We start from the raw sequence: 14,071 nt of genomic DNA on the forward strand, positions 1-14,071 counted from the left end.
TCGGCATTGTGGTTTATCTATCCAATTTAAACTAATAAGTAATTAGCAATGACCCAAAGTATTGAAAAAAATATAAGTAAATAAAAAATATACTTCAATCGTTCCAATGAACCAATGGTTTTACGGCTGGATTGATCTTCTTTTCGATTACTTGAAGGCTGGCTCATTTTTTACACCTCATTAAAGATGATTAAACGAATATAGATGTCTGACTATTCACTTGAGCCTCGCTGTATTTGGAACGAATACTGATATCATCAATACAGCCTTCCAGTTCATTGTGTATCGTATGATAGACTTCTTCAATGTTTTCACCATCAATGATCATTACCGCAGGCTGGTCTGTATTTACGAATAAAAAGAAAGATAACAGTTTAGTTAAGTGACCGGCATCTGCGATCAAATGGTCCTGGTGCAGGTAAATATTGCGCTCATTATTGGAAGAGTATTTATAAATATTTACGATCTGAGTAGTAGATAATGGCTGGTTGAAACGAATTTGATAAGAAGATAATTGACTCATACCTTTCACCCCCCTGATGCTTCATTTTCTTACAATAATGTTACCCGAGTCATCTTTTTTTAAACATGACAGTTATCAGTGTTCATAAATCATTTTTCTTGTCATTCCTCCATCTACCGTCAAGTCAGCTCCTGTTACGAAATCGTTCTCTTCATCTGTCAAATAAAAGCAGGCTTTCGCTACATCTTCAGGCTTTCCTACCCGGTTACTCATGTGTTGTTTATGATCGATCTCCCTTAGATCAGAATAGTTTTCTGTTTGGATCCATCCAGGACTGATCGAATTCACTCGAATTTGAAATTCAGATAGAGAAGCTGCAAGAGCGTGGGTGATACCTATAATTCCGCCTTTACTTGCTGCATATCCTTCAGAATTTGGTTCGGACATGTAAGCGCGAGTTGAAGCGAGATTTACGATTCTGCCTTTTACCCCGTTCTTTTTCCAAACTTGTGCCGCATGTTTTGAAAATAAAAAAACACTTCGTAAATTCGTATTGATGATCGAATCCCAGTTCTCTACTGACAGGTCTTCTAATGGTTGAAACTCACTAATTCCGGCATTATTAATCAATATAGTAAATGATCCCACTTCATCTAGTATTTTATTATATAGCTGATCAATCGACTGAGGATCGCTTACATCACAGTAGAAGAAAAAGCCATCTCCTCCATTTTCACGTATTTCACCTAACAATTGCCTTCCGTGCTCTGCGTCATGGTCAGCCATGATTACTGTTGCGCCATTTCTAGAGTAAGCGTGAGCAAGCTGTCTGCCAATCCCGTTACTTGCCCCTGTAATTAATACTGTATCGTTTGCAAATTTCATATTATATTTCCTCCTATACTTTGTTTCTATTTCCTTTTTCCATGAAAATATAAACCATTAAAGTAAACGGAGTGCTTGAGGATTCACCTAATAAAATGGTATATTCTTTTGAAAAGAGGTGATAGGATGGCCCGCGTAACTTTAGTAGACGTTTTTAAACATAGAATTACTCAGAAGTATTTGCAGCGCTCAGGAATACATCATGCGGTCACAGTGGCAGGCTATGCCTATGATTTAGCACTTGAAGCCTCAGTATCCCCCGACTTAGCCACAAAATCTGCTCTCCTGCATGACATGGGACATTACGAATGGTACCTTGATGGGAAATGGGATTATGAGGAGTATAGAAAACATGATATACATGCGATTAAAGGAGCTGAAAGAGCCCATAAATTGCTCATTCGTCTAGGGGAAGACCGCTTAGTAGCAAAAGAAGTTTCTTTAGCTGTATTGCTGCACACAGACAGTTACCTTCCTTTTTCATTGTCAGGGAAAAGAACTTCGTTACAGGATGTAGTGGCAGAGGCTGACCGCAAAGATGAACAGCCGAATGGGCTGCATCATTACAATAAGATGAGCCCAAGCAGCGCGATCAAAAACCTAAGTGTTCTCGATAAGAAAATAACAGACTATTATGAAAATAATATAGAAGCAAAATAGTACACATCCTCAAATTAGACCTCGCATAAGGTAATCTTGTGGCTTTTTTAACACGGATTATTCATCTGAGGAAGGAAGAGGTATGTTGGTCTTTAACATTTTTTTCTATAGAGTTTCAATTACAGTAAAAAAGAATAGTAATACGGTAAAGCAGGAGGAATATAAGAAAGCTAAGGAAAAACTATTGAATCGAAAAGCTCAATACTACAACTTGTACTAGATTTTAATCCTTACCTGAGTCAGGGAAGGGTTTTTTTATGCTTTAAAATTTTTGTATTTTATTATAATTTTCGTTATGGTCAATTAAAGACGTTATTAGAAAGTAGGAAAGAAAATGAATTTACATAGAGAGCCAATACCTGTTGCAGAAGCAGTGAAGCGGGTGCTTAGTTTAGAAGTGGAAAACTATATAGAGAAAGTAAACATTGAGAACAGTTACGATAGAATTCTGGCTGAAGATATAGTAGCCACTCATTCTATTCCTCCATTCAATAAATCTCCTTATGACGGTTTTGCAATCCATTCGGAAAGTACGAATGATGCTTCCAAAACATCTCCAGTCCATATTCACGTTATAGAAGAAATTGGTGCCGGACATAGAGCCAGCCGGGCTATTGCACCTGGAGAAGCTGTTCGTATTATGACAGGAGCAGAAATACCTGAAGGTGCTGATTGTGTAGCGATGTTCGAAATATGCCAAACTTATGAGGCAGAGGGCGAGTCTTATATGACAATTAAACGCTCAATGGAAAAAGGACAGAATATTATTGAGCAGGGCTCAGAAACAAAAAAGGGAACTTTATTAGTTGAAAAAGGCACGGCAATAAACCCTGGTGTCAAAGCTTTACTAGCCACATTCGGTTATTCAACCGTGCAAGTCTATCGAAAACCGGTAGTAGGAGTTTTTGCAACAGGGACAGAGCTTCTTGATGTAGATCAGGCATTAGAGCCAGGGAAAATCCGAAATTCCAATGCATATATGGTAACAGCTCAGATTGAACGGAGCGGTGCGGAACCTTTATATCTAGGAAAGCTGGCTGATGAATTTGATCGTTGTTATGAAGCAGTAAGTGAGGCTTTGAATAAGGTGGATATGCTCATTACTACTGGAGGAGTATCTGTAGGTGATTATGACTTGATGCCTGACGTATATGAAAAATTGGGAGCAGAGGTCCTTTTTAATAAAATCGCAATGAGACCGGGCAGTGTCACAACGGTTGCTCAAGTCAACGGACAGTTAATGTTCGGCCTATCTGGCAATCCCTCAGCCTGTTATGTAGGGTTCGAGTTATATGTATACCCTTATATTCAAAAATCATTAAACAAAACAGAGCCGTATCACTCAATCATTGAGGGTATTCTAGGAACTGATATAATGAAACCTAATCCATTTACCCGTTTTATAAGAGGGTCCGTAGCTTATGAAAAAGGAAAAGTTACAGTGTACCCCGCAGGAATTGATAAATCTGCCGTTGTAACTTCACTTGCGCACACAAACGCATTTATAGTTTTAAAAGGAGGCACTAGAGGTTACCAAAAAGGGGACAAGGTTCAAGTGCTTCTTTTGAGCCCAAATGAAGGATCACAGTTTTTTAAAATAGACGCTTAAATTAAGAAAGGGGATGTCGACTTTGGTTCAATACGTTTTGGATAAACACGAGAGACCGATGAAAGACTTACGCATCTCCGTAATTGATCAATGTAATTTCCGCTGTACTTATTGCATGCCTGCAGAAATTTTCGGTGATGATTATGCATTTATGCCCCAGTCAGAATTGTTAAGCTTTGATGAAATCGTTCGATTGGTTAAAATATTCGCCCAATTCGGCACTGAGAAAGTCCGTATTACCGGTGGGGAACCTTTGATGCGCAAAAACATGGATGAATTAATTACTCGAATTAAACAAGTTGAGGGAATACAAGATGTAGCGATCACAACCAATGCTGTGTTTCTCGTCAGACAGGCGAAAAAATTAAAAGCAGCAGGCCTGGATCGTGTCAATATTAGTTTGGACGCTATAGAAGATGATGTTTTCAAAAAAACGAACGGTCGCGGAATCAAGACGGCGCCCGTAATTAAAGGGATAGAAGCAGCCAGAGAGGCCGGTCTGCCGATAAAAATCAACATGGTGGTTAAAAAAGGGATGAATGAAGATCAAATTCTTCCCATGGCACGTTATTTCAAGGAGACAGGAGATACTTTAAGGTTCATTGAATTCATGGACGTAGGGAACCACAATGGGTGGAACATGGATACTGTCGTTTCAAAAAAAGAAATTATCGATGAAATTCATCAAGAACTCCCTTTAGAAACGTTGGAACCCAAGTATTATGGGGAAGTTGCCAATCGTTATCGATACAAGGATGGGTCTGCAGAGATAGGGGTCATTTCCTCTGTGACAGACGCATTTTGCAGCAGTTGCACAAGAGTACGCCTGTCTGCAGATGGGAAGCTATTCACTTGCTTGTTCGCTTCAGAAGGGTATGACATTAAGAAGATGCTGCGAAGTGATGAAGAGGATAAAGCCATCATTTCTAAACTAGTAAAAATATGGACAAGACGTGATGATCAATATTCTATCGATCGTAAAAATAAAAAACCGGTTAAAAATAAAATTGAGATGTCATATATAGGTGGATAAAAGAAGCGGACTCATCATGTAATGAGTCCGCTTTTCATTTTTTAGACTACTTATCAGTTTCTCAAGATTCCTTCCCTTAGAAGGGAGTTTCGATTACTTTCCAAACAAGGGAGTTTATATTGTCAACAAAGAAATTTAGCAGAGCCTTTTTTAAATGGCTACCCAGAAAATAAATACTATGTTAAAAGTGGTTGTTGATATTGATAAGTGAGTTATTCAACAATATGACAGGATAGTGGAAGACTTGGTTTCGAGATAATAGGTGTTCGTTGCCCTATTAAGAGTCAGGGGTAGTTGGGAAGCTGCTCGCTTTCCTGTGAGATTTCGCCTACCTTTTTCTCCCACCTCTTACACTTATATTAATCCAGGGAGCTCTTACCCTTGCTAAACATTACGGAAACCGTCCAAACAACTCGAAACTGAGTTTTCCACTAAATGGAGCATATATGAATATCAACACGGAACTTTAACAAAGCCAAAAATAAAATAAAATTGAAAGGATACTTTGCTCAATCCTTTATCCTCATCTATAATGATGATAGAATTCATACGGAGGTGCAGTCTGTGAAAACCTTTAAGCTTGTATCCCTTGATATTGTAGAAGAGAAAAACGACGACATAACTCAAAGAAGAATTAAGCTGAATGATGGCTTAATTATAAATCGCGAGGATGATCGAGGACGCTGGGTTATTGAAGCATACGTGGATAATATTTATGAAGAGTACTTCAGCAGCATTTTACAAACGGAAGAAGAATTATTCATACAAGTTAAAATTACTAAAAGCAGTAACCAGCCGGCAACATTTATAGCAAAAGTAATTGATATGAATGTAATCGGAAATGATATGAATGTGATATTCATTGGGACGATGATCGATCGACGAAGAGAAAACATTGAAAAAGTACTTAAAACATTATTGGATGAAGGATATCAAGGAGACGAGCTTCTTGACGAGTTCAGAAGAAGAGGCGAAGAAGCCGGGGCATAGGCGCTTCGTCTAGTACATAATGAATTAAAAGGGGCAAAAATTTATGTTATGGGTGAGAAAGCGCAGTTGGAGATGGATTAATGCATTGTCCCCATTCCAACTGATTGCGATGTTTTATTTGTTTGCTGTTACAATTTCATCCATTTTAATTGCCCTGCCAGTTGCTCACAATCCAGGGGTGGAATTGTCGTTCATTGACATATTATTTACGGCAGTAAGTGCTGTCAGCGTGACAGGGCTGACGACTGTTCCGACTGCTGAAACATTCAGTACCACAGGTTATTTCATTTTAGCCTTTGTCCTTCAGTTTGGCGGAATAGGTGTTATGACGGTTGGAACAATGATATGGCTGATCATGGGGAAAAAAATCGGTTTGAAAGAGCGCAGACTCATCATGACGGACCAGAACCAGACTTCTTTCCAAGGCATGGTTCGAATGGTGAAAGAAATTGTCATTGTCGTATTAATTATTGAATTTATAGGGTTTTTAACGTTAGGAACTTATTTTTTACAATATTATAATCCTGGCGAAGCCTATCTTCAAGGCTTTTTTGGGGCGATAAGTGCTATGACTAACGGAGGATTCGATATTACCGGACAGTCGCTTATTCCTTTCAGTGATGATTATTTTGTCCAATTCATCAATATGATTCTAATTGTAGCTGGTGCAATAGGTTTTCCTGTACTGATTGAAGTAAAGCAGTATCTTTTCAACAATTATGAAATTCGAACCATACAGTTTTCATTATTCGCTAAACTAACGTCATTCACATTTTTTGCGCTAATACTTTATGGTGTTGTTATGATTATCGCGCTTGAATTCAATAACTTCTTCGCTGATAAAAGCTGGCATGAGATGTTTTTCTATGCACTGTTCCAATCCGTTACTACGCGGAGCGGAGGACTTTCGACAATGGATATTAATGAATTCGCCGAACATACTCAACTTTTTATGTCATCGCTTATGTTCATTGGTGCTTCTCCCAGCAGTGTAGGAGGGGGTATTAGAACCACCACTTTTGCACTTGTTGTCATTTTCATTTTGACTTTTGCTCGTGGAGAAAAGAATATTCGCGTCTTTCGAAGAGAAATCCATCACGAGGATTTGAATAGAGCCGTAGTCGTAACGATTATGGCGCTGATTACAGTGTTTACAGCTGTAATCGCTCTTACCATCAGCGAGCCGTTCTCACTCAATGAAATTATTTTCGAAGTGTGTTCTGCATTTGGAACCGTGGGGCTTTCTTTAGGAATAACCCCTGGGATGAGTACGTTCGGAAAAGTAGTGATCATGATACTTATGTTTATTGGTAGGATTGGAATATTGACGTTCTTGTTCAGTTTGTCAAATGATAGGAAATCAACGAATTATCATTTTCCTAAAGAACGGATATTGATCGGGTAAGTATAAAGCTGCCCCGCTTGTCATAAGCGGGACAGCTTTTTTTATCAGCAATAGAATGCTGCACCTACAATGATCAGTAGGATGAACAACACGACAATTAAAGCGAAACTGCTGCCTGGTCTAGGGCACCTGCGCCCGTACTGGTATGGACTGTTTGCGTACATGATCTCACCTCCCAAGTGTCTACATTTCAGCCTATGCATATGTTGAAAGATCGTATGGGCGAAAAATAAAACAATCTTCATTACCTGTAAAGCATTTGCTGCAAGCTCGATCAAACATAACCTTGTTTACGATCGGTTTTTAGACGGCTCTGTCTCCATTTTAAAAATTAGCTTTGCCAAAGGTTCAAATAGAGTAGCCCCATTTTCAGTGCTTGTTTTTACCATTTTAGTTATTAACTGATGGTCACAATGAATAACCTTCTTCTAATTTTCACATTCTTGTAAAGAAACTAATAGAAAGTGAAGCATTATAAGGTAAACTTAGAGTATATAAGTTTATCGAAGGGTATCGTGGAATATAAAATATATTAAAATCCAAAATTTAGCATAAGCACATTAAACAAATGTAATCAATTGCAAGTTACATATTTCATTTGTATACTTTTTGTATAAGTTTTGTATTAGAGAGCGGGTGTAGTGACCATGAAGAAAATTGCAATAGTAGGTGCAGGGCCGGGTGGATTAGCAGCTGCAATGATTCTAGCAAGCGAAGGGCATGATGTTCATGTCTTTGAAAAGCAGGGGTATGTAGGTGGAAGGAACGGCCATTTTAATTTAGGCTCCTATACATTCGATATAGGGCCGACGTTCCTGAGTATGCCTCATATTGCAGAAGAGTTGTTTAATCAATCCCACAGAAATGTTCATGATTACTTAGACCTGGTAGAGTTAGCGCCTATGTACGAGCTGCAATTTTCGGATAAGCGTGTCCCTATGTATCGGGATTGTACAAAAATGTTAGCTGAGATTGCAAAGCATTTCCCGGGGAATGAACAAGGTTACTTGAATTTCATGGAAGATACGAGAAAAAAGATGAACGCCTTGCTTCCATTGCTGCAAACCCGACACCATCGTTTGAGGGATTATGTCAGTAAGAGAGCCTTAAAGGCGCTGCCAAGGCTTTCATTAGGAAAGTCTGTATACGATGTTTTATCGGACTATTTCACTGATGAGCATTTAAAAATCGCCTTTACCTTCCAGGCTAAGTATCTGGGAATGTCACCGTGGGAGTGCCCAGGAGCCTTTTCCATCTTATCCTATATGGAGCATGAATACGGCGTTTTTCATCCGATAGGCGGGGTGAACCAGCTTTCTAAAGCTATGGCTGAAGTAACGGAAGAACATGGCGGCTCTATTCATTTAAATCAGGGAGTCCGGGAATTTATACTGGATGGGAAAAGGATATCCAGTATAAAGCTCGATTCAGGAGAAACGTTTGAAGCGGATGAGGTTATTGTTAATGCCGATTTCGCTCAAGCTATGAGCCACTTGATAAAAGACGATACCCTTAAGAAATATTCAAAAGAAAAGATTGAAAAGAAAAAGTATTCCTGTTCGACTTTCATGATTTATGCCGGTGTCGATAAATTGTACGATATGCCACATCATACGATATTGTTTGCTGAAGATTATAAAAAAAATGTCGAAGAAATGACTAAGGATTTAGTGCTTTCTAAAGAGCCATCGATTTACATTCATAATGCCAGTGTTACAGATCCCACATTAGCACCAGAAGGTCACTCTGCAATCTATATATTAGCACCAGTGCCAAATAATTACGCAGAAATCGACTGGGCAGATAAAGAAGAGCAATTTAAAGAACTTGTCTTAAATGAAGTGGAACAGAAGACAGGTTTTAAAAACCTTCGTGCTCACATTGTTGAAGAGAAAGTTTTGACACCGATGCAGTGGGAAACGGACCATTTCGTGCATAAAGGAGCAACGTTCAGTATGGGTCATCAACTTTCTCAAATGATGTATTTCCGTCCTCACAATCGATTTCAGGAGTTTGATAACTGCTGGTTAGTAGGAGGAGGAACGCATCCCGGAAGCGGACTGCCGACCATTCTTGAATCTGCAAGAATTACAACGAACTGGATAAATGAAATGGAGGCGGCCCAATGATAAAGTCTCATACAGCTATTGTAGGAGGAGGGATTGGCGGACTAGTTACTGCTTTGCTCTTGTCTAATAAGGGAAATGACCGCATTTCAATTTTTGAGAAAAATGACTATCTTGGCGGGCGTCTCACTTACGAAAGGCATGGAGACTATAAAATCGATCAAGGACCAACCATTATTTTACTTCCTGATATGCTGTTAGATATATTAGAAGAAGGCGGAATGAGTCGTGAGGAAATTCCAATTGAGCTTTGTGACCCGCTTTATCACATTCATTTCAAGGACGGAACTACCTATACGAAATACGCAGATACAGAAAAACAAAAAGAAGAACTAAACAAAAAGTTCCCGGGGAATGAACAGGGTTATGATCGATTTCTCAAGGATATGAAGCTAAGGTTTATGCAAGGAAAAGAGCAGTTTCTAGAACAATCATTTGTAGACAAGAAAAGTTTTTTCACTCGTAAAAACCTTCAAACCCTGTTGAGGCTGAAAGCTTATCAAAATGTTAAGAAAATGATGAGAAGCTATTTCAACGATGAGCGTCTCGTTGAAGCTTATACACTTCAAACGTTATATATTGGCGGACATCCTGAACAATCACCTGCCATGTATTCATTGGTCTCTTACAGTGAGCATACCCACGGAATCTGGTATATGAAGGGTGGGTATGCACACCTTGTTGATCTGATTGTCCAGGAATTAGTAAAAAGAGGAGTGGAAATCCACACGAAAAGTGAAGTCGAGCAATTGCCGATAACGAATAAACGAATCAATAATATACAGGTCTCAGGTGTAACAACACCTGTCGATCGGGTGGTTTTAAACGGTGACTTCCCCGTGATGGACAAACTTTTTAATAAAAAAGATCGAATAAATCGTAAATATACTCCATCTTCAGGCTGTGTGCTCATTTATATGGGGGTTAATAGACATTTTGAAAATGATACTATTCACCAATTTTTCATGTCTGACAATTTCGACGCTCATATGAATCAAGTATTTACCCAAAAGATTTTGCCGGAAGATCCATCTTTTTATACCTTCCAGCCTTCATTGATTGATCCTTCTTTAGCACCTGAAGGGAAAGGTGTACTTTATACGCTGATACCGGTCCCTGCGGGGGAAATGGTAGATTGGAAAGATCGGGAAGTTCTCGTTCAAGCAGTTCTCGATGAAATGGAAAACAGGGGTTTTCCGAATTTACGAGAACATATCGAGTGGATGAAAGTGAGAACACCAGAAGACGCATCCAAAGAGGGGCTTTTTGCAGGAGGAAGTTTTGGAATTGCACCGACCTTATTTCAATCCGGTGTTTTTCGCCCTCAGCTTCAGCCTTATCCTGTAGATAATTTATATGCTGTAGGGGCGTCTATTCACCCTGGAGGAGGCATCCCTATCGTTATGCAGGGAGCGAAATTACTGGCTGATCATTTGCAGGAAAAGGGGACTTCGAGGCATAATTACAAGCGAGGTGGGTAAAATGACGGACTTGAACAAAGCTTACGATTATTGCAAAAATGTAATTGATAACCACTCTAAAACTTTCTCTAAAGCATTTTCTATGCTTCCGAAACAGCAGAAGAAGGCTGTATGGGCTATTTATACCTTCTGCAGACGAGTGGATGATATTGTAGATGAAGGACTGCATCCCGAAGAAGAGTTAAAAGCCTTTTCTCAAGAGTTTGACTTATTCATTGAGGGCAAACTGAAGACGGATCACCCAGGGTGGATCGCGTTAGCTGATGTGTTCGACCATTTCACAATTGATGTAGAACCGTTCCATCAAATGATCGAAGGACAGTGGATGGACTTAAGGCCGACGGATATCGAAGACAAGAATGATTTATTACATTATTGCTACCACGTAGCAAGTACAGTAGGATTAATGCTGCTACCAGTAATTGCTCCAGGCAAAGAAAGAGATTTGAAGCAAGGGGCGATCGAACTTGGATACGCCATGCAGATCACTAACATTCTACGTGACATAGGGGAGGACTTGGAGCGAGGACGAGTATATATTCCAAGACAAACTATGGAGCTTCATCAATATACACATTCAGACCTGATGAACGGCACGATTGACTCATCATTTATTGCACTTTGGGAAGATTTAGCGAAAGATGCAGAAAGCTATTATACTAGTGCTATCTCCACTTTACCGCAGTATCCTATCTATTCAAGGACTCCTGTTAAGGGTGCTGCGTACATGTACAGAGCTATTCTGACTTCTGTGAGAAATAATAACTATGACGTTTTTCAAAAAAGGAATTATGTTTCTGATCAACAAAAGAAGCAAATTATTGCTGAAATGCAATAATTTGCTTCTTTTATTCTATAGAAACAATTTTTCCTAAAATATGATGAGCAACATTTTGACCGCTCAGTACGACCATAGGGGAACCACCACCTGGGTGGGTGCTGCCGCCGCAGAAATAAAGGTTACTATAATCCTGCGATTTATTGAATGGACGGCGGAATGCCTGTAATCTGGTGTTGGAAGAAGGTCCGTATATGGAGCCGCGATAAGCTCTGAACGTCGATTGTATTTCTCCAGGATCAATCACTCTTTCGGCAGCTACGTAGTCTGAAAGCGGAAGGCCTGTCCTTTTCAACTTATTGTATATCAACTCCTTATATCCGTCAGGCGCTGATTCAGCCTTTTTTAAAGGAGGAGCATTTACGAGTATAAAGCAATTATCCCCTTGTGGTGATATGCTGGGATCGGTTTTTGAGGAAGTACATACATAGATAGTAGGGTCTTCGCTGTATTCTTGATTTTTCAACGTCTGAAATTCCTTTTTGTAATCTTTTGAAAAAACTACATGATGATGATGTAGCGGTTCGATTTTAGAGTTTAACCCTGCCAATATGACATAGGCGGAGGTAGAAGCGTCCATTTTGTGAATGATGCGGTCGCTGAAAGACGGTCTTTCTCCGTCTTTCAAGAGCATAGGAAGAGAAGACAGTAGATCTCCATTTAGAATCACATGATCTGCTTCAACTACTTGACCGTTCGCTAGTTTGACACCTGTAATTCTATTAGAATCCGTGATCAGCTTTACTACCTCCGTACGGTTATGAAGTGCAGCCCCCAATTTTTTTGCAGCTTTCACAAAGGACTCTGCGATTTTCGTATTTCCTCCAGGAAGGTAATATACGCCGTCTCCTAGTTCAAGGTGGGCAATCATAGCAAAGGTTGCGGGGGAGGTGTATGGGTTTGAACCTGTGTACGTAGCATAACGATTCAACGATTGGATGATATGAGAATTCTGAAAATATTTTTTGAAAAAATGATCCATAGACTCCAATGGTCTTACCTTGGCCATGCTGGCGAATAATTCAGCAGAAAGATAGTCCATGTAGCCTGTGAAGCTCCGATTCAAAAAGTGACGATTGGAAAGAGTGTATAAACGGTGAACTTCTGTTAAAAATTCATCATATAATGCCATACCTTTTGGATCAAGCCGGGATAATTGCTCTTTCATATAACTTCTGTCAGTAGAAAAATCAAAAAAGGTGCCGTCTTCGAATTGGTTCCTTGTATGATTTTCTAGTTGAATAAAGGGAAGTTCTTCTTCAGGTGCAAGACCTGCTTGCGAAACGATTTGCTTAAACACATGAGGCATCGTAATCGTATTCGGGCCGAAATCAAAATGATAGCCATCTTGTTCAACAGCCATCATTTTACCTCCAAAGTGCTCGTTTTTTTCAAATAATTCAACATCTACCCCGTGCTTGGCAAGCGTCACGGCTGAAGACAAGCCTCCAAGTCCTCCACCTATAATTATAGTTTTCATTTATAAGATCTTCCTTTCCAATGGTAAGATTGCCCTCTTATATGCACACTCATAGAAGCAAAAAGGATTGAGATTAAAAGGATGATAGATACTGGCAGCAACCAGGCTAACCATAGGGGATGTCCCGTTATAGTGTCTATATACATTTTAAAACAGACAGTGAGCAGAAAAGGGAGGACAAATATCCAATCTTGAATCAGCACTCCGTAAATACCTAAAGTAAAAGGCATCAGAAAAAGAATCAAGTAAGTAATCGTCAGAAAAATGACCATCAAAGGGGAGCGCCCGACTCCAGTATAAATATTCTTCTTGAAACCCTCCCACGTTTCTTTTGAGGAGTCATACATGAATGAAATTACTTCATCAGTGATATTACATAAAAGCATTTTATAGCCCTGTTTCTTTACCTCTCTTGCGATATGTACATCTTCTACTAAAGAATTTTTTACAGAAGCATGCCCGCCGATATTCTCATAAACCTCCCGCTTGATTACGATAAAAATACCGCAGGCTGCTGTGAAGGCAGGGCGTAATGTGAAATTGGCTACTGCCAATGGAAGGTGTAGAAGTACGACCATGTGCTGCAGAGGAACCAGCATATGTGCTAAAAAATGATAGTTAGGATATTTCGGGAATCCGCTCAACATAGAGGCGCCATGTTTTTCCATAGTCGCGATAGTCTTTTCAATGACAGAGGGTTGAACACGTGCGTCTGCATCTAGAAAAAAATAAAGGTCACCTTCTGCTTGTTCGGCAAGTTGATGACAAGCAAATACTTTTCCATTCCAACCTTCAGGCAACTTTTCTCCTGTAACAATATTGAATCTTGAATCTTCTTTAGTCTGCTCTTGTAAAAGATGGAGAGTGTCGTCTTCAGAATGATCATCTAATAAAACAAACTCGATATCAGTGTAAGTCAGTTTTTTTAGGGATCTCACCAGCCCTTCAACATTTTCTTCTTCATTACGTAAAGGTACGAGCAAGGATACCTTGTGATGTTTCGGTTGTGAACGCCCAAGCTTAAGTTTAGGAAGAAAAATCGAATTGATGATTGTCCATACGTTCAAGAGGAACGTGCAAATGACAGCGGTTGTTAACAAT

At 39.5% G+C, this 14,071-nt stretch carries 14 protein-coding genes; 8 read left to right on the top strand and 6 right to left on the bottom strand.

The annotated features are described in order from the left end of the window. Positions 1–26 precede the first annotated feature (26 nt). The 3 genes from LF817_RS04570 to LF817_RS04580 all read right to left on the bottom strand — a co-directional run bounded on the left by LF817_RS04570 (position 27) and on the right by LF817_RS04580 (position 1,348). A complete protein-coding gene (locus tag LF817_RS04570) occupies positions 27–167 on the bottom strand; it encodes a hypothetical protein (RefSeq protein WP_253934597.1) in 141 nt (46 codons plus the stop codon). A gap of 23 nt (positions 168–190) precedes the next feature. Beyond that, positions 191–523 carry a hypothetical protein gene (locus LF817_RS04575; RefSeq protein ID WP_253934598.1) on the bottom strand — a complete coding sequence of 111 codons (333 nt, stop codon included), beginning with the start codon at positions 521–523 and terminating at the stop codon, positions 191–193. 75 nt (positions 524–598) lie between these two features. Next, positions 599–1,348: an SDR family NAD(P)-dependent oxidoreductase gene (locus tag LF817_RS04580; RefSeq protein ID WP_253934599.1), complete on the bottom strand. Its 750-nt coding sequence runs from the start codon at positions 1,346–1,348 to the stop codon at positions 599–601. Between the two features lie 126 nt (positions 1,349–1,474). On the opposite strand from LF817_RS04580, the gene LF817_RS04585 reads away from it, so the two are divergent. The 5 genes from LF817_RS04585 to LF817_RS04605 all read left to right on the top strand — a co-directional run bounded on the left by LF817_RS04585 (position 1,475) and on the right by LF817_RS04605 (position 7,045). Further along, complete coding sequence (locus tag LF817_RS04585; protein WP_253934600.1) at positions 1,475–2,008, top strand: HD domain-containing protein; 534 nt, start codon at positions 1,475–1,477, stop codon at positions 2,006–2,008. A 334-nt stretch (positions 2,009–2,342) separates the two neighbouring features. Next, on the top strand, positions 2,343–3,617 hold the full coding sequence (locus LF817_RS04590) for a molybdopterin molybdotransferase MoeA (RefSeq protein WP_253934601.1): 1,275 nt from the start codon (positions 2,343–2,345) through the stop codon (positions 3,615–3,617). Positions 3,618–3,630: 13 nt separating this feature from the next. Further along, positions 3,631–4,650, top strand: a complete 1,020-nt coding sequence (gene moaA / locus LF817_RS04595; protein ID WP_253934602.1) for a GTP 3',8-cyclase MoaA — start codon at positions 3,631–3,633, stop codon at positions 4,648–4,650. 564 nt (positions 4,651–5,214) lie between these two features. Further along, positions 5,215–5,640, top strand: coding sequence for a YwpF-like family protein (locus tag LF817_RS04600; RefSeq protein ID WP_253934603.1), 426 nt, complete (start codon positions 5,215–5,217; stop codon positions 5,638–5,640). A gap of 43 nt (positions 5,641–5,683) precedes the next feature. Next, positions 5,684–7,045 carry a TrkH family potassium uptake protein gene (locus LF817_RS04605; RefSeq protein ID WP_256558190.1) on the top strand — a complete coding sequence of 454 codons (1,362 nt, stop codon included), beginning with the start codon at positions 5,684–5,686 and terminating at the stop codon, positions 7,043–7,045. Between the two features lie 44 nt (positions 7,046–7,089). Here LF817_RS04605 and LF817_RS04610 read toward each other — a convergent pair whose 3' ends face one another. Beyond that, complete coding sequence (locus LF817_RS04610; protein WP_253934604.1) at positions 7,090–7,209, bottom strand: YjcZ family sporulation protein; 120 nt, start codon at positions 7,207–7,209, stop codon at positions 7,090–7,092. A gap of 483 nt (positions 7,210–7,692) precedes the next feature. Between LF817_RS04610 and LF817_RS04615 the strand changes: the two genes are divergently transcribed. Genes LF817_RS04615 through LF817_RS04625 form a run of 3 tightly spaced genes read left to right on the top strand, consistent with a single transcriptional unit; the run spans position 7,693 to position 11,490 of the window. Next, complete coding sequence (locus LF817_RS04615) at positions 7,693–9,174, top strand: phytoene desaturase family protein (protein WP_253934605.1); 1,482 nt, start codon at positions 7,693–7,695, stop codon at positions 9,172–9,174. Further along, positions 9,171–10,652: a phytoene desaturase family protein gene (locus LF817_RS04620; protein ID WP_253934606.1), complete on the top strand. Its 1,482-nt coding sequence runs from the start codon at positions 9,171–9,173 to the stop codon at positions 10,650–10,652. Before LF817_RS04615 ends, LF817_RS04620 begins: the two co-directional genes overlap by 4 nt. Position 10,653: 1 nt before the next feature. Then, the gene (locus tag LF817_RS04625) at positions 10,654–11,490 is read left to right on the top strand and encodes a phytoene/squalene synthase family protein (protein WP_253934607.1); all 837 of its coding nucleotides are present in this window, start codon (positions 10,654–10,656) and stop codon (positions 11,488–11,490) included. A gap of 10 nt (positions 11,491–11,500) precedes the next feature. On the opposite strand, the gene LF817_RS04630 is transcribed toward LF817_RS04625, so the two are convergent. Both LF817_RS04630 and LF817_RS04635 read right to left on the bottom strand, forming a co-directional pair. Next, the gene (locus LF817_RS04630) at positions 11,501–12,970 is read right to left on the bottom strand and encodes a phytoene desaturase family protein (protein WP_253934608.1); all 1,470 of its coding nucleotides are present in this window, start codon (positions 12,968–12,970) and stop codon (positions 11,501–11,503) included. After that, complete coding sequence (locus LF817_RS04635; protein ID WP_253934609.1) at positions 12,967–14,070, bottom strand: glycosyltransferase family 2 protein; 1,104 nt, start codon at positions 14,068–14,070, stop codon at positions 12,967–12,969. The genes LF817_RS04630 and LF817_RS04635 overlap by 4 nt, the downstream gene beginning before the upstream one ends. Between the last annotated feature and the right edge of the window lies 1 nt (position 14,071).

Source organism: Halobacillus sp. A1, from assembly GCF_024189295.1.
Lineage (GTDB): Bacteria > Bacillota > Bacilli > Bacillales > Halobacillaceae > Halobacillus_A.